This window comes from Salimicrobium jeotgali (assembly GCF_001685435.2).
Classification (GTDB): Bacteria; Bacillota; Bacilli; order Bacillales; family Halobacillaceae; genus Salimicrobium; species Salimicrobium album.
In genome coordinates, this window is sequence record NZ_CP011361.2 from 2,264,065 (window position 1) to 2,286,668 (window position 22,604).

Consider the following 22,604-nt stretch of genomic DNA (forward strand, 5'->3'; position numbering starts at 1 on the left):
CGTTATATGATTAAAGATGATGCAAATGTATGATTGTTGACGAGTTTGGTCAACAATAGATATCTATCCATCAAACTCCTTTGAAGGTTTTATTGCGTTTCCAAAATGTGTTTACTAACTTTACGAATAAAATTAAGACGATTCTTATAATTGAAAAATCGTCCCAATAGGTGAAGGCTTAGGTCCACGATATTATAGAATTAGATTCAAGATTTTATTTGATCTCTTACAAGGTATCATATTCACTATTAATTGACTGTCAATGAGCTGTCTCAGACTTTAATTATCAGCAACTAGATTTTTCTCAAAGCGACTTATATCTTTATCAGATCCGATTACAATTAAAATGTCAGTTTCTTCTATTTTTTCGTTTGCTTTTGGAGATACAATAACGTCTTTATTCCTTTTTATGGCTACTACATTACACCCGTAATTTGCTCGGATATCTAGATCGATCAGTGTTTGATTCTTCATTTTTCTGCCTGCTTTAACTTCAACCACACTATGATCATCTGATAATTCAATGTAATCAAGAATGTTATTTGAAATAATGTGGTGCGCTATTCGTTTCCCCATATCTCTTTCAGGGTGGATGACATGGTCTGCCCCTATTCTATTCAGAATCTTCTCATGATAGTCATTTTGCGCTTTAACCGTTACGGTTTTAATTCCTAATTCTTTCAAAATTAAAGTGGTCAACATGCTGGCTTGAATATTGTCTCCAATCGCCACGATGACGTGATCAATATTACGTAATCCCAGTTCTCTTAATACGTTTTCATCCGTAGAGTCAGCCATCACTGTATGCGCAGCGATATCTCTGTACTCACTAACTTTTTGTTCATCAATATCTAAAGCAATGACCTGCATACCTTCACGACTTAACTCTCTACATATACTTCCACCAAACCTGCCTAAGCCAATGACTGCGAATTCTTTTTTCATAAAATTGCCTCCATAAATGTTGTGATATCTACCTTTATACTACCAAGCCGTTTAGGCAATACTCAAGAAGAGGAAAGATAAATTAATATAACCATACCCTCCTACGCTAAGAACTACGATGACGAAAAATAAAAGCTTTAGAAAACTCGGTAAGTGCTATAAAATATACACATCTGAATGAACTCTCTAAGATTGGTGGACTTTTGATGAATACTAATAAGCTAAACCCTCCGCAGATCATTATTTCCATATTCATAGGGTTGATAGCCATAGGTACTCTACTCCTATCCCTCCCTATTGCAAACACGGAGGGTATATCGTTCATTGACGCTTTATTTACAGCGACCTCAGCTATGACTGTTACAGGGTTAATTGTGGTAGATACGGGTACGGCTTATACCCTTTTTGGACAAATCGTTATTTTGGCACTCATTCAACTTGGCGGCCTTGGGATTATGACCTTTGCCGTATTAATCTATGTGGCTGTCGGTAAGAAAATAGGCATTAAACAGCGTCTTCTTCTTAAACAAGCGTTAAATCAATCAGCTATAGGAGGAGTCGTACGACTGGCGATAAGGTTACTCATCTTTTCCATTATTGTCGAAACGATTGCTGTAATTTTCCTTTCTCTTAAATGGATTCCTGAGATGGGATTGGGTCAAGGCATATACGCTAGTATCTTTCATTCAATATCCGCCTTTAACAATGCAGGGTTCTCTATTTGGTCAGATAGTTTATCTGCCTATGCAGTGAGTCCTGTAGTCAATATTGTAATATCCTTTCTTTTTATTATAGGAGGAATCGGATTTACTGTTGTATTTGATATGTGGAACAGTAAGGAGTTTACCCATTTAGCTTTACAAACAAAATTGATGATTGTAGGGACTTTAACCATAAACGTATTGAGTTTCTTCATCATATTCTTTTTAGAGTATAATAATCCAAATACACTTGCTAACCTTTCCAGTTTAGGAAAAATTCAGGCTGCCTATTTTCAGGCTGTTACACCACGAACAGCTGGATTCAACACGTTAGATATAGGGCAAATGGAAGAAGCTTCTCTATTCTTTATTATTACTCTTATGTTTATTGGAGGAGGCAGTGCTTCTACAGCTGGCGGGATAAAGTTAACCACTGCTTTAGCTATTCTTCTCGCTACGATATCTTTCTTCAAAGACAAAGAACGCGTGACAATCTACAGAAGAAGTTTAACTTACCATGTGATCCTAAAAGCGTTAGCGTTAACCGTCGGAAGTATGTGCGTGGTGATTATCACAATTTTCATTTTAGATTTAACGGAAAACGCACCTTTTTTAATGATTGTGTTCGAGAGTGTATCAGCCTTTGGGACAGTAGGACTTTCCATGGGCTTAACAGGTAGCTTGACCACTATAGGTAAATTCGTCATCATTCTTACTATGTTAATCGGCAAGCTAGGTCCATTAACATTTGCTTTTGCTTTTGCGAAGCAATCCCCCGATCCAATTAAATACCCTAGTGAAGAAATACTCACAGGATAATGCCCGCATTCGCGGGCTATTTTCTTGTCTTTGGAACAGACCTTACTCTAAATAAAAGACCTCTCACGATAAGATCTACAAAACATTCACGTCGCAAATAACGTCCAACTTAATAGTAATATCTTCCTTATTCTTTTGATCATATAATTCTCCCTTTACCATGGAACTTAGTAACCATAAAGAAACCATTTAGCTGTTGCACTCTAAATAAAATAAATTATTGTTATTCCACACTTATTAAAACAATACCATATCATTTATTTATACTAGTTGAGCGCACTGCACATGCTATAGCTTCTGCTCTAGTAACCGTTTCATTCGGTCTGAAAGTATCATCTGGAAAACCTTCTGTGATACCTAGCTTTTTACCCTTTCTGATTTCCTTAACTAGTTTACTTTCCGGATTCACATTTTCAAAACCTGTATTCTTCATATTGATGACCTCCTCTAATTTCGTTAGTGTACTTTGCCCTGCAATGCCATCGACCGCTAGATCATACCGATTTTGGAATATGTGAACAGCATTTTCCGTCTCTCTCCCGTAGTCTCCATCAGCACCGTACTTGTCTAAGTTCCGACCAGCTGCAAGGAGTTTCTCCTGCAGGGATTTAACGGCCTCCCCGCCTTCTCCCGGCTCCAGAATATCATCGGTAGTGCCAACGCCTTTGACCGCTGTGAGCAAATGATGGGGACGTTTGCCGGCTTTAAGTTCACGCGATCCTAATCCCCCGGTAAGCTCTAAACGTGAGTAGTCTCTAAAGCTCGTCCAGTCTCCGCCCCACGAAAAGTCTAATCCTTTTGGGACATCTGCTACCCGGCACCAGTCAGAGTTAACCGTCCCTATCGAATCATTACCATCGTAAGACACGAGGAAGTTATCAACAGTCAATCCATAATTTTACACTGATTAAAAGATGAACAGGCGAAAACGATATAGTCAAAATCAGTGTTCTACTCCAGTCACGCTTTTATTCTTGTAATAGAAATATTATTAGTATCAATTTCATTGAACCCCGCTTCACTCAACACAGCGAGCCTTCGGTCTGTTTCATTACACAGAAGAACTCTCCTGTATTTCTTTAATACCTTTTCCACTTAAAAAAGCGTGGCCCGTCTGCATAGTAAGAATCGTTTCGAAATTGCAGCGACGATATACTTTCTCCACGTCTTCGTTGATCGGGTGCACCCAAAGCTTTTCCAAGTGCAGGCCTTTGGCTTCCTTTTGTACATGTTGCAATATGTGGCCGATCAGTGCTTTTCCTCTGTACTCCTCAATCGTGGCCACACTCTCCACTCTCCCTTGAGTACCGTGCACGAACAGGCAAGCTGTAGAACAAGGCGTCCCTTCGTATTTCAGCAAATAATGGGTGTAACGCTGATCATTAAATTCAGATTGTAACGCCTTCTCGCGGACTTCTTTTCCACCGAATTCCTTGATCCGGCTCTCCACTTCCAGGGCTTCATGATAATTCTCTCCGGTCACTTCCTCAATGACGACATCTTCATCTGGTGGTAATTGCAGAAGCTCTTCGTTCCACAACTGAACCGGCTGAGAATAGCTTTCGTACCTGAACCCTCTCTTCTTCAACAGACCAACGAAGTTCTCCAATCGCTCGGCATTATCCAAATAAAACCTGGGAACAATATTCATGGTTCCGTAAAAGGATGTAACTTCATCGATTACCTGTTCAGGGTGATCCGGCTCTTCTTTCACATGAGCGTGATTCGCGTCATAATAATCCGGCTGGTCTTCGTTCCAGAACAAACTCCCCCACGGGCAATCCCGTTTATGTGAGAAGGACTGTAAGAGAGCAAATTCAAGTTCTTCTATCTGTTCCTTTAATTCCATCTATTTTCACCCATTCTTTGTTTCTTTTTTAAATCTCTGAATTGCATATAGCCTATTCCCCTGTTTTTATATCAATGATTTCAGGGAATTCTTTTTCTAATTCCTCCCATTCCTTTGTAATATCGTCTTCGGTAAGTATAAGAGTCTCGGATAAGGTAGCTGCGAGCCGCTTGCCCATCGGCTTCATCGTATAGTAAGTTACCCCTCCGGATACTACCCCGCCGAGAACCGGAACCACTTTGGACACACCTTTGGCAAAAGAGTTCTTAGTAACTTTCACCCCTATATAACCTGAAACTTTTTTTATAATAGGGTAATAAAGGGTGCGAGTCAGTGCTTTTTGAGGCAGTTTTTTTAATACTTGTTTTGATAAACCCGATGTGGTCACTTTGATAACTGACGCAGAGCCGCTGGCGCCGAACATCACACCTAAGTATAAAATCATGTTATCTCTGGCTTTTTCCGTATCAAGATGTTCCTCCAGCCATAAATTTTCATGACCATACAGGTAGGCTAATTCCTGGGCCAGCCTTAGAGCAAGACCGAAAAACTGGATAGTATCTGCCGGGATGGTTCCCGCCATAGCGAGTCCTCCAGGCAAACCTGTCCCGAATGATATGGAAGTACTCGTCAACGTTCTTTTCAATATGTACGAATTGGCAAGGTTATCAATTTCCTTTTTCTTTACTCCTGCATGATAAGGACCTTTTTCGATTATCTCCGCTAACTGTTCAGAACTTTTTCGCCCAGCGAAGATATTGGTTAAAAATTCGTCCCGAGAAACTTTTACTCCTGGAATTTGCATAGCTGTTTCTAAAATATTTTCAACGTTGCCCTGTTGTTTTAATTCTCCCAAAATCTCGTCCCCCACCTGTATAAGTTTAATTCGTACGTTTGTTATCTTCTGTGAACTTCCCGGAAAAATACAGCTTTTTCCCTTTCAGGCAGCCTAAATTCTATGCTTAGGTAAGTGAAAGGAAAGTGTGTCCCTGCGCTACCTTTCTCTTATTATACTTCAACTTGCTTATTTTCCAATCTTAACCGGAAACTTTTAAGTGGTAGTTATATAAGAGATGGAGGGAAGAAATGGAAAGGTGAATTTTCCTTTATCAATTCGCTTAGCCGAATTTTATTAGTGCCTCTCTGGGCTTCTGTATAAGGGATTAGGGGATCATCTGAAATATTAAAATATCCCTTGGCTATCAGATATTGACCAAAATGTGTGGCCAGTATGTACCCTTTTTCCTAAATATAATGCTAAGTTTCGCGATGAGCTGATTTGCATAAGACAAGATTGACACGCCTTTTGGCAAAGCACTATGTGGAGTGCTGTCTCTTGCCGCAAATATACGAAAAGACGTCCTTTTAAAGGCGTCTTTTTTATTGGTTTCATTTCAATTATGGAAGTGGAGGATCTTTTTCTACGTTCCTGTACTCTTTCATTACGTAGAAGAATTCTCTTGTATTTCTTTAATACCTTTTCCGCTTAAAAAAGCGTGGCCTGTCTGCATAGTAAAGATCGTGTCGAAATTGCAGCGACGATATACTTTCTCCACGTCTTCGCTGATCGGATGTACCCAAAGTTTTTCCAACTGCAAGCCTTTGGCTTCCTTTTGTACATGTTGCAATAACCTGCCGATTAGTCCGTTGCCCCTGTACTCCTCAATCATAGCTACGCTTTCTACTCTCCCTTGCATACCGTGCACGAACAGACAAGCCGTGGAACAAGGAGTTCCTTTGTATTTCAACAAATAATGTGTGTAGCGCTGGTTTTTGAATTCAGATTGTAACGCCTTCTCGCGGACTTCTTTTCCACCGAACTCCTTGATCTGGCACTCCACTTCCAGGGCTTCGTGATAATTCTCCCCGGTCACTTCCTCAATGACGTCTTCATTCGGTGGAAACTGCAGAAGTTCTTCGTTCCATAACTGAACCGGCTGAGAATAGCTTTCGTACCTGAACCCCCTCTTCTTCAACAGATCAACGAAGTTCGATAAACGTGATCATGATAACAAGAAGGGGAATAATCAGAGTAAATAAAAAATGACCCCGGAACAACACCGAGGTCTTCTGCCAGTATAGACGTTCTTTATAAACTCCTTTTTCTAAGTTTCATTTTGATTTTACTTTAATATAAATAGTTAACTTTAATAGATTATTAGTATCCAACGGTAGCCATTCCGAAAATCGTACCGAATATACCACAGGCTACTGCCGCAATCATTATAATAGTACCATGAGTTTGATCATTCTTCCTATGTAAGTAACCAAAAATAACCCCACCGGCTGCGAATAATATTGGAATAAACAGCAAAGAAATAACAGAGAAAACCCAGCCTAAAATTAAATATAAGTTTGAACTTTCATTGCTTACGTTATTGGTAGAAATATCATTAGCAGATGAAGTTGAATTGTTATCATTTTCAACTCTTGTGGCTTGATTTAATGAATTACCACATGAAACACAAAAATTAGCTTCTTGGTTATTTTCTGCTCCGCAAGCACTACAATAAATAATATCCTCCCCTTTTAAAATTATTTACAAAATAAGTATATCATATTTTAGGATAAATTACACTCATCTTAAATACCACAGTACGAACTTGAAATGCAGATGTGGAAACAAAAAAGAAAAATAGTCCAATCGGACGTTTATATACTCATCGAACATATTACCCGAGAACAATCATCATATGATTAATGATTATAATCTTTCCAATCCAGCTGTTATCGATTAGTTGTCGCATGAAAATTTCGTATTGAGCTTTAGAAAAAATTTACAGTCGAATTATGTCTTTGGCTAAACCTAATTGATTAATCTAAGGAAGGAGAGTTTATGATAAAGAAAGGAGTTCATTCAGAGGTACCGTCAATAAGTTTGTGTAAAACAGTAGGGTGATCTTCGGAGGAGGGGTTAGCTTTTCTCCTCTGTCTCAGTTTGAGACCCATACCATTCTTCGAACATGGTGTGCAGTTCAGGGCTTGCTTCCTTGAAGCCATGGAGTCTGCGTGTAGACCATTCGGTGTTGCATTCATCTGAAACCATATAGATCACCTTTTCTACGGCTTCTTCGGACGGCAGGCTGTTCATCGTCTTCAGCCGTTTCTTGAATTCCTTCATGATGCGCTCGATGATGTTTGTCGTGTAGATCATCGGGCGAATGGAGGAAGGATAGTTCAGGAACGTGGTCAGGACGTTGAAGTCTTCTCTCCAGGATTTAGCGATCTTCGTATACTTCTTCTGCCACGTGTCACAGAAAACCTCCAGTTGCTTTTCAGCTTCTTCGTTACTGTTGGACTGGTAGATAGCTTTCATATCTTCACTGATGGCGGAACGATCCTTCTTCCGGACCTTGTTCAGTGTGTTCCGTACTTTATGGATGACACAACGCTGGACATCAGCCTTCGGATAGACGGCTTTCATCGCTTCTTCCAGACCGGGAAGTCCGTCGAAGATTCCGAGAAGAACCTCCTCACAACCACGGCGGTAGATGTCCGAGAGAATTTCCTCCCAGCCAAGGGAGCTTTCCTGACCACCGACATAGAAACCGAGAATCTCGCGATACCCGTCTTCCGTAACGCCGATGACGACGTAGACGACCTCATTCGCCACATCGTCCCGGCGCAATTTCAGGTACGTGCCGTCGAGATAAAGAACGGCATATCTTTTCTGGAGAAGGCGCTCCTGCCAGGCACGGATATCTTCCATCACCACATCGGTGATGTTACTGATCGTGCCAGGGGCGTAAGCATGACCTAGGATGTGCTCGAGGAAGTTTCCGATTTCACGCGTGCTCATGCCTTTGTGATACATGGTGACAATCGTTTCCCCCAACCACTGTTCGTATCGCTGATAGGGCTGGAACATTTCTGTCTGAAATGCATTGTCCCGATCTCTCGGTACCTGGAGGTCTTCGATACGTCCGTACTTTGTATCCAATTGGCGGCCATAACTACCGTTTTTATAATTTTTCAGTTCCGGATTCTCTTCGAAGAACTGGTTCATTTCTTCCTTCATGACAGTCTCCAGCTTTTCCTGAACGAAGGAACGGACCATGTCCTCTAATTGATTTTCAAAGTTGTTTTGTCCTATACTTGTAGACATAGGTAGGGGATCCCCTTTCATGAGTTGATTTGGTCGTTAACTATGAGGATACCCTACCTCTTTTTTTGTCTTCAAGAGCTTTACACAAACTATTGTACGTCATCAGCTATGGTGTACGACAATGATTAACGTCTCCAAATTAGATATACAGTTACATATTTATAAATTTGAAGATTACATTTTCTATTAATGACACCAAATCAAAAATAATAATTTTTCCAACATCAGCCTCCCTCTTTTCTCAAACAAGCAATAAGACTTAGGTAAAAATACCTTTAAAAGTATTATGTAATCGTTAAATTATAGTATATTACTCTTAAGTTGCAGGTTTGAAAACAAATGTTGGTCATAGAAGTAAATATTGGAAATTATATCCAAAATCATCCGCCCGATGATTTTGTGGGTCAGGCCACGCGGTAGGCGTCATACACGCTTTCCAGGGTCGCGCCCGCCCGGGCGCGCTGATAAATATCCGCGATCTCTCGTCGCCGGTGGTCCAGATGACTGGCATGAAAGGCCTCGCTGATGGTGCCGGTAAATGCCCAGGCAAGCAGGAGCCAGGCCGTTTGAAGGAGAAGCAGATAGCGTCGGATGGCCGAGGCGCTCCGCAGTCGGTACCCGCCCATCGACAGTTTGCCCTTGGCTTCCTGGAAAAAGGTTTCAATGGCCCATCGATGCTGATACCAGGATAAGACCTCCCCGGCGGTCATCGAGGAATCGGTGGAAAAGAAAAACCGATACGCTTCGTTGGAAGCAGAAGCTCGGGAACCAACGACCACGCCGGACAGGCCCCCTTTCAACTGCCCCTGAAACCGAACCATCTCATAGGTGGTGGTCCGGACGGTCCCAAGGTCCGGATCTTCCGCCTGCCGGGCCCGTTGGGCCCAGTCTCTGGCCGGTAACGGCATGGGCGCCGTATGGAGCACGCGGTTGCTTTTGATCGCGCCAATAAAATGCCAGCCCCGGTCCCGAACGGCCCGGATCAGTTTTTCCGACGCATACCAGCTGTCGGCCAGGATATAGACGGGCCGATTCCCCACATCGATCGTCCAAAGCTGCTGAAGGGCCAGATCGATTTTGCTGGGGCCCTCCTTATCATATCGTTCGATATGATAAGGATACAGACGCTCGCTCGTCCCTGCCATGATGGTGAGCCATTGATGCCCGTAAACGGTCGTCCCGGTCTGATGATCAAAATGATATCCGCCGTCTTCGATCGGGTGGTGCGCCTGTGACGAAGGCTTCGATTTGGGAACGACGGTATCATCGATGGCAATAAGAACCGGATGGGTGCCGGAAGCCTGCCGCCGGACATGCTGCAGCACCAATCGCTGGAGCTTCCGCTCCAGGGCATCGTCGTCCACCCGGGAGGTGCGAAAAAACCGGGTGACCGATGAGTGGTGGGCGGAATGATTCGCAGCTTCTTGGAGGGCTTTCACGCTCCCATTGCGGTGCTCCCGGGTCCAGCCTTCCAGCAGCTGTTGCATGTGCCGGGCGGCCGGGGCCGACATAAAGAACCGGAGGTTCCATTGGTGAAAGATATTGGCGATCCAGGAGGAATATGATACGGTAGACATGAGGAAGAATCCTTTCTCGATGGTGTTTTCGTCGATGTCATCGTACCGTATCTACGGGGATTCTGTCTCTTTTTTATCGTTAATGGAAATAATTGTTAGTAAACCCGCAACAAAAGAGTTATATTATTATATATAAACCATGTACTGGAAAATAAGGGGGATTATATGAAGAAGATAGCGGCATTAATGGGGATTATGCTTACAGTTATTTTTCTTTCTGCATGCGGCAAATCTGATTTCTATGGAGAATACAGCTATGATGGGGAACCGCGGTATCAAATAAAAATCATGAACAATGACACCATGACTATCGATATCGATGGCTACATGAGCTTAGACTATGAGAAACAGGGCGATCAGCTTCATATCAGTCAGGATGATCTGCACTTCTACTATATTGATAGCATCACTGCCGCCTATGTGGAATTTAATGAGGCCGGCAACCTTTCCTACAATGTTTCCCGCGGGGGAGAAATTACAGAAATAGGCGAGTTTCAATATATTGAAGGTACAGACGGGGACAGTGGCACTCCCAATGTATTTTGGATGACGGTCCGTTATATGTTCTTTGGCTTTCTTATTTTTATCGGCATGTTTGCTTTTCAAGCAATGATACAGCGTCGCTAACATACTATTCTTTTATTGGGGGGGATTAGATGGAATGGAATAACTAGAAAACATGGAGCGGTATCGGAGTATTTTTTTGGTTCATCCTCTTTAGCTCTAGCTGCGGAATTATCACCAACATGAACAACGTTCCTCCGAATGGCCTCACACAAGACGAATACGATAACTCACTTGCCTGGTACAATCATTACCGGGATTTGGTGGCAGATGGCGATAATATCCATTACGCCAGCTCTTTAGATAATTCTTCCGAGCACATGGGATTCTTGGATGAAAAGTTAAACGGTGGCGACCTTACTGATAGCGGCCACGATGTGACCATTGCAGTGAAAACTATTGGCTATAACATTATATATGCTAGTGAAGACTTACAAGCTGAAAAGGGAGGGTTTACAGAGCAAGCTAAAACAGGGATGTATGAAGCTGAACAAACTATCATCGACACTCTCGAATTAGATGTGGAACCAGTTGCTTATAATATTGAAAGTTGGTGAAAGATAAGAACGTTGCTTATTTCATTTATTTGAAATTAATCCTTAGCCCTTTTTTGAAGGCCCGCTTTACTCCAATAAGGTTATTTCTATTTCAAAATAAAACCCTCGAGAAGCCATTTATGTAGTTCGAGGATTTTACTTTTCTGTTGAATTCAGCTAATGCATTTATAGACTGTATGCTACAAATAAGAAGCTTTTGCATATAAGAAGTTTATGCCGAGAAAACTTTTGGCTGTGAAGAGCCCCTCGTATATACTCGAAACGTAGACCCGTCAGGGCAGAAAGACCGGACGGGACACGATTTCGGGTGTATGAGGGGCGCAAGGTTCGCAGCCGAAAGGAAATTGGAATAAAAATATTGGAGGCATTCTATGTCAAACACTGATATTAAAGCGATATTCGAGAGAGACAAAGATTTATTATTTCAAGAAATTACTACCTTACGTTCATATTTCGATTTGCATATACATATTAGAAAAAGAAGAAACGATCGACTGGAAATATTAAATAAGGCGCCCGCTTTTTTTGGATTAGTTCAAGAATCCTTGCTACACAGTACAATTGTTGGTTTATCAAAGCTGTTTGAACAAAGAAATAAAAACGGAAAAACAATATACAAATTCTTAAATTTTTTAGAAGTTAATCACTCTAAAATTTTTTCAGAGAATGCCCATTTTTATGATAGTTTTCATAATATCGTCTATATATCGAGCGATCTCATAGAATCACATAAAGCGCAACTCAAAGAACAGAATCCTGTGTTAGATAATTTGTTCATTTGGAGAGATAAAAGCTTCGCCCATTCTGATAAAAAGTATTTCGAGGATCCGGAATCGCTCGGCGAAGATCACCCTATAACTTTTAAGCAGCTACGAGAATTGTTCGAGTTAGCAACTGGAATTTTAAACAGCTACGAGTCTGCCTATAATAACAGCTACCATTCAACCCAGGCTACTAACACTACAGACATAGACACTATTTTGGACTATTTGCATAAGATAGAACCCTATAAACGTGAAGTGAATCAATTGTTACGAGAAAAGAGAAGAAATGACGAAAATTAGCAGTCTTCATTTCTTTATATTATTTTTATTAAAATACATAAAAATACGCAAACATAAAAACGAGTCTGGGACATAACTAACTCGGACTCGTAGTAAAAAAACTCCGATCATCGTAAAAAGATGATCGGAGCTTTTTCGATATCGGTCTTTCCAGTCTCCAGAGGCAGAATTTGCGATGGTGGCGTTGTATTTCCGGAGGTTCACCGCCATCAGCGCAAATCCTAATTCATTTTCCACGTTTTCCGTGCCGCGCACGGAGAAACGTCGGAAACACAAACAAGCTTTCAGGAATCCAAAAACTGGTTCTACATCCACTTTACGTTGTTTGTAGATGTCCTTCGTTTCTGGTTCCGAAAGCTTTTCTCTCATATAGGACTTGTGATCTTCCCACGTCTCGTTATAATAAATCTTTCGATTATTCCCCTCTTTCGCTTTCGTACAGGAAGCTCGCAACGGGCAGCCGGTACAGTCGTCACACTCGTAGACCTTGAAGAAGCGCGTATAGCCATGCCGATCTGTCCGCCGGGAATCGTACTGGTATCTCAATGCCTGACCAGCCGGACACGTAAAGGTATCCGTTTCTTTATCATACGGCCAGTTCGCCACGTTGAAGGGATCTTCTTTGTATTTCTTCTTCTTCTCTTTCCGGTAGGTATTGTAAGTGATGAGTGGCGTTCGTTCCCGTTGGAAACGTACGTCTTCGTAGTTCGGTTCACTTCCATATCCGGCATCTCCGACGATGTAGGCAGGAAGATCAAAAAAATGATTTTCAATATGATCGAGAAACGGAATGAGCGTACGGGTATCCGTCGGATTCGGGAATACTTGATAAGCGAGCGAGTACTGTCCTTCGGTAGCGAGTTGCAGGTTATATCCAGGTTTGAGCTGTCCGTTACGCATATAGTCATCCTTCATACGCATGAATGTCGCATCATGATCCGTCTTCGAATAACTATTACGTCCCCTGAAGATCTCCATATCTTTCTGATACTTCTCTTTACGGGTGATCATGTCCTGGAACTGCTTCCGGTACTGCTTCGGTTCTTTCCGTTCGGAACGAAGCCTCTTCCGTTCCTGTGTATCCGTACTTTCTTCAATCTTCTGGTCATAAGAAGCTACCGTTTCATCCACCTGTTCCGTGATGGTTTGAAGTTCCTCGGTCGTGAGTTCATCAGCACTCTCGCGTTCAATGCCCGGAATGATCTCTTTGTCGAGGAGTTCCTCATAGAAACGGTTGGACTTCTCGATAAGCTGATCACTGTATCGTTCACTCATTCGTCGCCAGACGAAGGTGAATTTATTGGCGTTCGCTTCCAGTTTTGTGCCGTCGATAAACACAGCTTCATCATCAATGACGTCTTCCTGGACAAGCTGACAGCGAAACTGTACGAAGCACTGGCGAAGAAGTTCTTTTGTAAGAGGATTCACTCGGAATCGATTGATGGTGCGATAGCTCGGTTCGTAGCCTTGAGCGAGCCACATCATGCGGACGCTGTCTTTGAGGAGCGCTTCGATTTTCCGACCGGAAAAAACGGACTGGGTGTAAGCGCAGAGGATGATTTTCATCATCATTTTGGGGTGATAAGAGGGGCAACCGGTGTCACGAGCGAAGCCGTCAAAGGCTTCCTCAGGAATCTGTTCGACCATCTCGTGTACCGTGTAGGCAATATCATTTTCCTGCAATTTCATTTCAAAATCTAAAGGCAAAACCACTTGATTCATGTTATAATAAGTAAACATAAGGGATCCCTCCTTGGTTATTGTGTGGTGCTTTAATTATAGCAGAGGGATCTCTTTTTGTGTATAAACGTACAGAAACATCCATAGAGAAAGGGCGTCCCTTGCAATGAAAGTCATTGGAAGGGACGCCCTTTTTTACTAATATTTACTGGTTTTGTCCCAGACTCGAGTAATATTTATTGCAAGAGTTGAAGTACGGATTGTGGCTGTTGGTTCGCTTGAGCTAACATCGACTGGGATGCCTGTGAAAGGATGTTGTTTTTCGTCATTTCCATCATTTCTTTCGCCATATCAACGTCACGAATACGAGACTCAGCGGCCTGCAGGTTTTCTGCAGAAGTACCCAGATTGTTGATCGTGTGATCCAAGCGATTCTGGTATGAACCAAGTTTCGACCGCTCTGCTGATACGGTTTCGATGGCCGTGTCTAGTGTTTTAATAGCTTCATCTGCATTGGCTTGGTCGGAAATGTTAATTCCGCCCACCGAAATTGCTGTTCCGTCGGTAATCGCAGCGGAAGCTTTTAGCATCACTTTGCCATCAGCATCACTGTAACCACCATCACCAGCGTTGAAGGTTCCGATAACATTACCTTTAGCATCTTCTAAGTCATTACCATTAACGGTGTAAGAGCCGGCCTCTAATTTATGATCAGTAATGGTTTGCTCGCCTGCCGCTCCAGTAACAGTAGCGTTAGATGATGTGGTGTCAATGTCTACAGCATCCCCATCTGCCAAAGCTTGACCAAATGTGATACTGTCCATGGTACCATCACCATTTTGAACCCCTTCGAAGTCTGTACCATTAGTACTAGTGGCAACTGTGTTGCTGCTACTATCAACGAGGTTAAAACCACCAGAACCATCATCCTCTACGGTATAAGAAACTGTGGCAATTGCTGCTGTACTATTAGTAGTTGCGCTAGTGTTGTCAACTGCAGTATAGTTAGCGGTTACACTGCTACTAGAAGCGCCACTGTATGTTGCTGCCCCAGTTACATTCAGCGCATTGGAACGCATGTCGGAAATCTCAAGCTCAATGTTTTGACCTTGATTCGATCCGATTTGGAACGTCCCTTTGAATTCACCATCGATCAAGTTCTTCGTGTTGAATTCTGTATCGTTGCCGATCCGGGACAATTCTTTTGACAGTTCGTTTACCTCTTTTTGTAATTCTTCCCGATCCGCTGTGGTATTGGTATCGTTAGCAGATTGAACGGAAAGTTCACGCATACGCTGTAAAATGCTGTGCGTTTCGTTTAACGCTCCTTCTGCTGTTTGAATCATCGAGACACCATCCTGAGCGTTACGATTTGCTTGCTCGAGTCCACGAATCTGGCCACGCATTTTCTCACTAATCGCTAGTCCTGCAGCGTCGTCTCCGGCACGGTTGATGCGTAAACCAGATGAGAGTTTCTCCATCGAGTTGCTCATGTCATTCTGGTTGGCGCTCATTTGACGTTGTGCGTTCATGGCGCCGAGGTTGTGGTTAATAATCATTGTACATACACTCCCTCTTTAAATTAACGTTTTCTTAGAATTTCATCGTTTTTCGTCCATTTCCTTTTGACTTATAGAAGTATATGGTGGTGACCGGAACCTTTATATGAAAATAAAGGGGTTATTTGGAATTTGGGTGTGACACCAACCAGACATCCATGGATGTTTTCCATGAAATGGGTGTGAATCGTATAATCGCACCTTGGATCTCCACGTTACACATGGCGGTGGACCCTCCCACGTCTCTCGGCGTCTACGCGCGCAAATTCCTTCGTTCGACCTGACCATGGTGGATGCCGGAAATGCTCCTTTTGTGGGTCAATGCCCTAACGGTGAAAATATTGACCGGCTTCTCCGTGCTTCTATTGGTTGAAAGGGGACGTACAACGAATGATTCCGTTCTTCTTATACAGCTTCCTGTAAGCCTGAAATGCCGGGGATATCCCGGATCATGCGCGTTTCACTGAAGGTACACTTCCGTGTCCCTAAGACATAAAAGATTTTCACGAGCTTGCGACTCAGAGCGACAAACGACTGCTTCCCTGTGAGGGGATTGGTTGCCCGGTACCGATAGTGTTCATGGAGTTTCCGGAATGCTTCATTGTGACACGAGAGAGGACGCGCGACCTGGAATAATAAGCTCCGCAGTCGCTTTCTCCCGCGTTTCGTGATCGTCGTCTGGCCTTTGAACGTGCCGGACTGGTTCAATTTCAGATTGAGTCCCGCTAATTTAATGATTTGGCGTGGATCTCTGTAGTTGGCCAGGTCTCCGACTTCTGCGAAGAAACCGGCTACCGTCAAAGCACTGACTCCTTTGATCGCTATCATCTGATCGGCGCCAGGAACGTGAAGAACGAGTTCTTCGAGTTGTGCTTCAAGAGCAATGAGACGTTCTTCGATTCGCTTGTACTGATCGATCAGATAACGGAACTCCTCACGAGCCATGCGCAAGCCGACGGTGAGACCGACACTGGTTTCAGCCGCCTGCTTCAACGCCTGGATGCGCTTGATCCCAACCGCCCGTTTGGCAGCTGTCTTCACTTCTGCCAGTAACGCTTCTTCAGAAGCCTGACGAATGTCTTCCGGGAGGAAGCCTTTCTCCAACAGATGGAGCGCTGCTTTCCCGGTCCAATCCTTGAACACCTGGAGAAACTCCGGAAAGTAACGATCCAGGGCATTCTGCATCTGTGCTTTGATGGAAGAGAGATCTTCCTGCATGATGTCGTAAACTTTCATGCCTTCACGCAGTTCCGCATACACATCCTCGGGTAGCGTCGGTTCGTGGAACCGTCCGTCCCGGACGATTTGAGCGATGACTTTCGCATCTTTCGTATCGTTCTTCGTCGGGGAATCGTCGTCCATCTCTTTGAACCGTTTCACCTTCATCGGATTAACAACCACGGTGTGAATCCCGCGGGCTTTCAGGTGGTAAGCCAGGTTCAGCCAGTAATGACCGGTCGGCTCCATGCCGATCACGATATCGGGACGGTCATGTTCCTCGGAAAGATCTCTTACCCAGGACAATAGTTCCGAAAAACCGGGCATTGTGTTGGCAAAGACCAGCCGTTTAGCAAGGTCCCGGCCACGATCATCGACCACCCGCGCGACGTGTTTGTGTTTAGCTACATCGACGCCAATAATAAGGGTGCGATCATTCATTTGCGCTAAGCGCTGATTTTGTGTAAAATCCATAGGGAAGTCCTCCTTCGGTACTTAATTCGAGGTCATTGCAATGACACTCTCCATCGTACCAAGGGGGCTTCTTTTTTGCATCTGGCTTCTACTCCGATTTATCCTCACATTTTTCCCTTACAGGAATGCTCCTTTATCATTTAATGGGACCCCGTAAAGCGCTTCGCTGCCGGTGAGTCGCTTTCACGGGGCCTATATATACAAAAAAGCCGATGGGTATCCCCACCGGCTACTTTTATTATAATCGGGTGTATGTGCTGGCACAATAGCATTTGGAAAATATTACTATTGGTTATTAGGGCTTTATCACGGAGTTATTTATTATCGCAGTCTTTATTTAAGTGCGCTCCATTTAAGTAGCTTAATAGATTGGAGTGTATTTGTTCATTGTTATTCAAAGAGTTATTTGTATCACAAATGACTTTGATCATTTTATTTTGTTTTTCCTCATCGTTTAACTCTTCACCTTTTTTTGTTTCTTGTTTTATTATACTCCATTCTGTTTTTAATATAATTTGCATAGTAGTTTCGAGTTGATTAAACAATGTTTTTATATTGTCATCTCCACTACTGTTATTGCAATTATTTTCTTTTTCTGCCTTATTCTTATTTTTTACGTTATCATAAATTTCTTTCGTAAGTTTATGTAGTACTTTAACGTGTTCTTCTTTAGGATTAGTTAGCAATTTTAAATAAATTATTTTCTCATGTAATTGGTTTTCTATTTTTCTTTTCTCACAAGAAGGCATTACGTTTGAGTTAGTGTATAAATTTTCTGCAAGAAAATAATAATCTTTACAAGTAATGCGTAGATTATTTAGCCATTCACGTCTTTCTGTATTTATTGATTCAATATAGCGTTGAGAATGATACGCATCTAAACGATCAAATGCAATATAAGTAGCAATAGCAGCTACTAAACCAGTGATGAGAGCACCAGCTCCTCTTGGTGAAAGCGGAACATTAAATTCATTAATTATTTCAGAAAGGATTATTAACCCTAAAGGAACGATTGTTACAATCAACAACATAGTGATCAGCGTTATTCTTTTTTTCTTTTTTTTAAAATAATTCAACATTAGAACTTTCCAACTCCTATTATGTAAGTTTTTTATGCTCTCTAATAACTTCAGCTAAACTTAACAGCACTGTTAAGAGTTGATACATATCTACATCAGTCCATGTAGAAGGATTACTTTTGCCATGTACAACTAGGTGTCTGTTTAAGATACGTGTCGGGCGATGCGGTCTAGTGTCGCTTTTGAAAATATTATTGCGAATAGTTTTCTCAAACATTGCATCAAAATTTTTAAGAGTATATAGCTGAAATTCTTTTTTTTGCTTAGTAATTTGCTTCTCGAAAGAATTGATAACCTTTTTTTGAATTTTTTCTTGTAAATGAGCACGATCTAAATTAACCATCATGCGTTCGATTAGAATCATTATGAGCGGTATAGCTGGCTGATACTCTTTTTTAGAAACTAAATCCATCACATGCTCAGCAAGATATTCCCATTCTTCCCCTAACCCATCAACTAAAACTTCAGCTCCTAAACTTCCTGGATCGCCTTCATCTAAGTATTTAACAAAAAAATCATTCATATTGATCTGTTTTTCTTTATAACTTAAATCTTGCCTATCAACGATTTCCGCAGCTTCAATATATGTTTCGATATGAAAATCTCTTACAAAAGACCATCCGAAACGGTTACATTGTAGAATAGCTTCTTCTCCAACTGTAATATCTTCTTCTATTTCAGGAAATTTTAATATCAAGGATTTTTTCAATTCAGATATTAAATCCGCAAATACGGGGCTATTGTTTCTCGACATCCCAATAGCTTTCAAACGCAAAGATTCATTAACTGGGGCTATCAATGATTTATGTATGTCTTTATTTAATTCAATTTGATTGATATGAAATCTGGAGACAGCTTCTTGACCAGGCGAAATCATAGTACGATGGGCTAACTCGCTTCTTATTTTATTAAACTCAACCATTGGCTTGCTAATGGTTGAAAAAGGATCGTAAAAATTAATATTGATCTCTTCCTTTCTATATTATAATCATATGTACTTCCAGTCTTTATTTTAAAATTAATCTTAATCCTAACATAGATGGTAATATTTGTTTAATAAACGAGATAAATAAAAAGCTCTCTTCCTAATTATTTTAGGTTGAGAACTTCTTGGTGGTTCATTTATATCAAAAACTCCTGCGACACTCTCTCACCGCTCCTCAGCGTCTCTTCTCCTTCCTCCATCGTAAAGAGGTCTTCGCTCTCTTCTTCCCACTCGTCTTCGCCAAACGCTTCTGAGTCTTCCTCTTCATCCTTCGGCAGCAGACTCATCTGTGCGGTATCAATGGATACGTATACCATCTCATCCGGGCGGAATTTCCGAAGCGCCAGGAAGCTTTCATTATTCAGTTCTATGTCTCCTAAAATTATTCGCACTGACTGCTGCCATTCGTCTTTCTTTGTTTTGTTCACGATTTCAATCTTCTTAATGCTTGCCGTTAATTTGGATTCTCCCATTCTTATTCCTCCTCTATACGAGTTCAATTTCGATGCGGTCTGCTTTTCCGATCTGCTTTTTCACCTGCGAGACGATATTCGATTTCTTTTGGAAAGTGCCCACCTGCTCGTCATCGATGAGCACACGATACAGGCTCCCGCTTTTAGTTGTACTTTTAGGCTCCTTGAGTTCCTTAGGAGACAACTTTAAAAGCTTCATCAGCCCGTTTACATGCCCCTGGGCGATCGCTTTAATAACTGTGCTGTCTTTTAGCGATCGACTGTCTTCAGCGTTATCGATAAACAGGTTCTCTGTTAATACTGCCGGCATATTTGTTTTTCGAAGCACGGCAAAATTAGCTTTTTTCATGCCCCGGTCTTTGCCGTACAGGCGGCCGGTAATCTCTTCGTGCATTACTTTCTGGTACGATTTCGTTTTAGCACTCGTATTGGTGTATATGAACGATTCAAATCCGCTCCCTCCTCCCGCGTTAATATGAATGGACAGAAAGTAATCAGCGCCCCAGTCGTTGGCGAGTTTCGCCCGCTGCCCTAAAGTTACGAACCTATCGTCGTCGCGCGTCATGCGCACATCCACGTTATAATGTTCCACTAGCACCTGCTTGATGCGTCTTGCAATCGTCAATACGAGTGTCTTTTCCTCCAATCCGTTAGCAACCGCTCCCGGGTCTCTTCCACCGTGTCCTGGATCGATCATAATTTTCACTTTACTCATCTACTCATCTCCTTTAGTTAATAAACTGTTTTAAGCGGTAGTCGGATCCTTTAACAGTCACGACTTCCGTCTGGTGCATCATGCGTGAAAAGTTTCGCTGACCCATCTTCTTCTGCAGTTCCGCTGCATTCAAATTCGTCGTAAAGATTGTATGCTTACCGATGCGGCTGTCGACGATTTCAAACACTTTCGAAGTACTCCAGCTGCCGCTATGCTCGCTGCCATGCTCCGCTCCGATATCGTCCAGTACAAGACAATCCGTTTTCTCGAGAGCGGTCAACAGCTCGTCCTCGGAATGCTCACTGCTTTTGTTGTAGGTGGCTTTGAGCTTTGACAGCAGTTTTGGTACGGATGTAAAGATACCGGAGTGGCCAAGCGCAAGCACTTCTTTTAGAATGGCTGCCGCCAAGTGGGATTTTCCTAAACCGTAGGTGCCGGTGAACAGCAGGTTTTGCGGGGAATTTAAAGCGAAGGTGTGAACGAATCGCTCAGCGACTGCCTGGGCCGCTTCCTGTTCTTGATTTGCCGGCACGTAGGTTTCAAACCGGCTCTCTTTTAAATCGTTATTGATCAGACTGTTTTGATCGAACAGCTGCAGCAGTTTTTCTTTCTCCAGCCGTTCTTTGTTCCGGAGTACGTCTTCCGCTATTCGCAGATCTTCGCAGCGGCAGCCGTACGTAATTTCAGCAGCGGTTCCTTTTTTCGGACCAAAGGGAATGATCGTCCGGCGCACTACCACAGGGGAAGCACAGCCTTCGCACAAATACTTCCGCACAATGTTAGAATCCGAAATCATATTCCGAATGGCCGGCGGGAGCTGATCGCTGACTGGTTTCATGAGTATCACCTTCTTTCTGTTTCTGAGCGAATGGACTCGCCCGGCTCCGCCTCTGCAGCTGATCGGCCTGTATTGCTGCATCTGTGTACAGCTGTTTGTGATGCCAGTCCTGTAGAATCTTCGAAGCGTATCTCCAGTTGCGTACGTTCTGCATTAACGCTATTTTCATCGCTTCGATCATAATTTTTTCCGGTTCTTCAAATTTGCTGTTAGCAATCCATTCGGTCATATCATCGGTGATAAATGGCGAAAGCGTCCCAAAGCCGTTCGCTTCGTAAAACGTATACGGATTGTCTTTTTTATGTTTCGTGCTCTTATGTTTAATTAATGAGGAAACATTGCCTGCAGAAACTGGTACCGTTTTGTCTGCAAGAGTCTCTATCGGTTTGTCTGCAATACTGCGCGCATAAGGAATGGCGAGTGTATGTAATTGGTACACTGCTGCCTGGTTCCCTTTCCGGCTGGTAAACGTGACATAGCTTTTTTGCTTGAGTTCATTGCGGGCATTGTAGAACGACCGCTCCTTCAGCCCCGCTTTCAAGCAGATAACCGATGCAGCCACGGTGAAATCAGCCGGCCATCCTGCTTTGTTACAGATATGCATGAGTGCATGCCATACTGCAATCGCCGATGAGCTTAGCGGATTCGTTTCCTGCTGATCGTAAAAGGCGTTCAATTCTTTTAAATAATTCATGTGCCTCCTCGAATCGATGAGATTTTAATGATTAATAATTGTATTTGGGAAGAAAATTAAAGAATGGTGACAGCATGCGGGGAATGGTTGCTGCTGCCGTTTGCCTGGCTGGACAGCCATTGGAAGAATGCTTCGCGTTGGACTCGTTTAAGCCTGCCCATGCGAACGAGGGGAAAATTGGGGTGTTCCATCAGTTCGTAGGCGACTCGCTTGGAGCATCCTACAATTTCAGATACATGTTCGACTTTAAGCATAAGCGGGTAATTCTCGACGGTTTGTGCTTGCAAATACTTGTCCTCCTTGAGTAGTAGTTAATTCAAAGTCATCGTGCAGCTGTTCGTAAAACAGCCATTCGACCGATACACCCATGCGCTTTGCCAGCCGCAGCTTGTATATCCCTTTGGGCTCCTTCGTGCCAGATTCAATGTGTGCGATCATGCTCTGCGATAAACCTACCTCGTTACCTAAATCTTTTTGAGTGATTTTCAGCTCCTGGCGCAGGTCCATAAATCGCAAGTTCCTTGTGTCCATGTGTGACCCCCTTCGAGTACTTAAAGTGATAATGCAAAATTAGAATACAGTACAATTCACCCTCTGGCAATAAAATTATTGCAAATTGTACTTATTTTATTGAAAATATTACTTAAAGTGATATAATAGATGCGTGCTGATAACTGACAGTTATTTTGCTACTACATACGCATACGA

Annotated in this window: 22 protein-coding genes; 4 read left to right on the forward strand and 18 right to left on the reverse strand. The window is 42.6% G+C overall.

Translation table 11 applies throughout. The features are described 5' to 3' along the window. Nucleotides 1-279: 279 nt before the first annotated feature. The gene (locus AAV35_RS11330; protein ID WP_008591678.1) at nt 280-945 is read right to left on the reverse strand and encodes a potassium channel family protein; all 666 of its coding nucleotides are present in this window, start codon (nt 943-945) and stop codon (nt 280-282) included. A gap of 206 nt (nt 946-1,151) precedes the next feature. Between AAV35_RS11330 and AAV35_RS11335 the strand changes: the two genes are divergently transcribed. Next, nucleotides 1,152-2,465, forward strand: coding sequence for a TrkH family potassium uptake protein (locus tag AAV35_RS11335; protein WP_008591676.1), 1,314 nt, complete (start codon nt 1,152-1,154; stop codon nt 2,463-2,465). A gap of 253 nt (nt 2,466-2,718) precedes the next feature. On the opposite strand, the gene AAV35_RS11340 is transcribed toward AAV35_RS11335, so the two are convergent. The 7 genes from AAV35_RS11340 to AAV35_RS11370 all read right to left on the reverse strand — a co-directional run bounded on the left by AAV35_RS11340 (nt 2,719) and on the right by AAV35_RS11370 (nt 9,996). Then, nucleotides 2,719-3,354: a peptidoglycan-binding protein gene (locus AAV35_RS11340; protein ID WP_008591673.1), complete on the reverse strand. Its 636-nt coding sequence runs from the start codon at nt 3,352-3,354 to the stop codon at nt 2,719-2,721. A gap of 162 nt (nt 3,355-3,516) precedes the next feature. Then, on the reverse strand, nt 3,517-4,314 hold the full coding sequence (locus AAV35_RS11345) for a GNAT family N-acetyltransferase (RefSeq protein WP_008591671.1): 798 nt from the start codon (nt 4,312-4,314) through the stop codon (nt 3,517-3,519). Nucleotides 4,315-4,366: 52 nt separating this feature from the next. Next, entirely contained in the window at nt 4,367-5,170 is an 804-nt protein-coding gene (locus tag AAV35_RS11350; protein WP_008591669.1) for an EcsC family protein, read from the reverse strand. Nucleotides 5,171-5,756: 586 nt separating this feature from the next. Beyond that, on the reverse strand, nt 5,757-6,290 hold the full coding sequence (locus tag AAV35_RS11355; RefSeq protein WP_008591667.1) for a GNAT family N-acetyltransferase: 534 nt from the start codon (nt 6,288-6,290) through the stop codon (nt 5,757-5,759). A 182-nt stretch (nt 6,291-6,472) separates the two neighbouring features. Then, a complete protein-coding gene (locus AAV35_RS14710; protein ID WP_420877630.1) occupies nt 6,473-6,853 on the reverse strand; it encodes a zinc-ribbon domain-containing protein in 381 nt (126 codons plus the stop codon). Between the two features lie 375 nt (nt 6,854-7,228). Beyond that, nucleotides 7,229-8,419, reverse strand: coding sequence for an IS256 family transposase (locus AAV35_RS11365; protein WP_065757355.1), 1,191 nt, complete (start codon nt 8,417-8,419; stop codon nt 7,229-7,231). Between the two features lie 404 nt (nt 8,420-8,823). Beyond that, complete coding sequence (locus AAV35_RS11370; RefSeq protein WP_008591791.1) at nt 8,824-9,996, reverse strand: IS701 family transposase; 1,173 nt, start codon at nt 9,994-9,996, stop codon at nt 8,824-8,826. Between the two features lie 165 nt (nt 9,997-10,161). Here AAV35_RS11370 and AAV35_RS11375 point away from each other — a divergent pair, with 165 nt between their 5' ends. The 3 genes from AAV35_RS11375 to AAV35_RS11385 all read left to right on the forward strand — a co-directional run bounded on the left by AAV35_RS11375 (nt 10,162) and on the right by AAV35_RS11385 (nt 12,181). Next, on the forward strand, nt 10,162-10,623 hold the full coding sequence (locus AAV35_RS11375) for a hypothetical protein (RefSeq protein ID WP_008591788.1): 462 nt from the start codon (nt 10,162-10,164) through the stop codon (nt 10,621-10,623). Between the two features lie 119 nt (nt 10,624-10,742). After that, complete coding sequence (locus tag AAV35_RS11380; protein ID WP_008591786.1) at nt 10,743-11,117, forward strand: hypothetical protein; 375 nt, start codon at nt 10,743-10,745, stop codon at nt 11,115-11,117. Nucleotides 11,118-11,488: 371 nt separating this feature from the next. Beyond that, the gene (locus AAV35_RS11385) at nt 11,489-12,181 is read left to right on the forward strand and encodes an AbiU2 domain-containing protein (RefSeq protein WP_008591784.1); all 693 of its coding nucleotides are present in this window, start codon (nt 11,489-11,491) and stop codon (nt 12,179-12,181) included. A gap of 6 nt (nt 12,182-12,187) precedes the next feature. Here the strand turns inward: AAV35_RS11385 and AAV35_RS11390 are convergent, their stop codons facing one another. The 10 genes from AAV35_RS11390 to AAV35_RS11440 all read right to left on the reverse strand — a co-directional run bounded on the left by AAV35_RS11390 (nt 12,188) and on the right by AAV35_RS11440 (nt 22,427). Beyond that, entirely contained in the window at nt 12,188-13,921 is a 1,734-nt protein-coding gene (locus AAV35_RS11390) for an IS1182 family transposase (RefSeq protein ID WP_065757356.1), read from the reverse strand. A gap of 176 nt (nt 13,922-14,097) precedes the next feature. Next, nucleotides 14,098-15,420 carry a flagellin N-terminal helical domain-containing protein gene (locus AAV35_RS11395; RefSeq protein ID WP_008591840.1) on the reverse strand — a complete coding sequence of 441 codons (1,323 nt, stop codon included), beginning with the start codon at nt 15,418-15,420 and terminating at the stop codon, nt 14,098-14,100. 405 nt (nt 15,421-15,825) lie between these two features. Then, nucleotides 15,826-17,112 (reverse strand): IS110 family RNA-guided transposase, encoded by a 1,287-nt coding sequence (locus AAV35_RS11400; RefSeq protein WP_065757357.1) that lies wholly within the window; start codon nt 17,110-17,112, stop codon nt 15,826-15,828. 314 nt (nt 17,113-17,426) lie between these two features. Beyond that, on the reverse strand, nt 17,427-18,191 hold the full coding sequence (locus AAV35_RS11405) for a hypothetical protein (RefSeq protein ID WP_008590530.1): 765 nt from the start codon (nt 18,189-18,191) through the stop codon (nt 17,427-17,429). A gap of 19 nt (nt 18,192-18,210) precedes the next feature. Next, a complete protein-coding gene (locus AAV35_RS11410; RefSeq protein WP_040609450.1) occupies nt 18,211-19,113 on the reverse strand; it encodes a hypothetical protein in 903 nt (300 codons plus the stop codon). A gap of 200 nt (nt 19,114-19,313) precedes the next feature. Beyond that, a complete protein-coding gene (locus AAV35_RS11415) occupies nt 19,314-19,649 on the reverse strand; it encodes a hypothetical protein (protein WP_008590534.1) in 336 nt (111 codons plus the stop codon). A 13-nt stretch (nt 19,650-19,662) separates the two neighbouring features. Continuing rightward, the gene (locus AAV35_RS11420; protein ID WP_008590537.1) at nt 19,663-20,364 is read right to left on the reverse strand and encodes an N-acetylmuramoyl-L-alanine amidase; all 702 of its coding nucleotides are present in this window, start codon (nt 20,362-20,364) and stop codon (nt 19,663-19,665) included. Nucleotides 20,365-20,377: 13 nt separating this feature from the next. After that, complete coding sequence (locus tag AAV35_RS11425) at nt 20,378-21,202, reverse strand: ATP-binding protein (RefSeq protein WP_008590540.1); 825 nt, start codon at nt 21,200-21,202, stop codon at nt 20,378-20,380. Continuing rightward, nucleotides 21,144-21,896 (reverse strand): DnaD domain-containing protein, encoded by a 753-nt coding sequence (locus AAV35_RS11430; protein WP_008590543.1) that lies wholly within the window; start codon nt 21,894-21,896, stop codon nt 21,144-21,146. Before AAV35_RS11430 ends, AAV35_RS11425 begins: the two co-directional genes overlap by 59 nt. A gap of 246 nt (nt 21,897-22,142) precedes the next feature. Continuing rightward, nucleotides 22,143-22,427, reverse strand: a complete 285-nt coding sequence (locus tag AAV35_RS11440; RefSeq protein WP_008590547.1) for a helix-turn-helix transcriptional regulator — start codon at nt 22,425-22,427, stop codon at nt 22,143-22,145. Between the last annotated feature and the right edge of the window lie 177 nt (nt 22,428-22,604).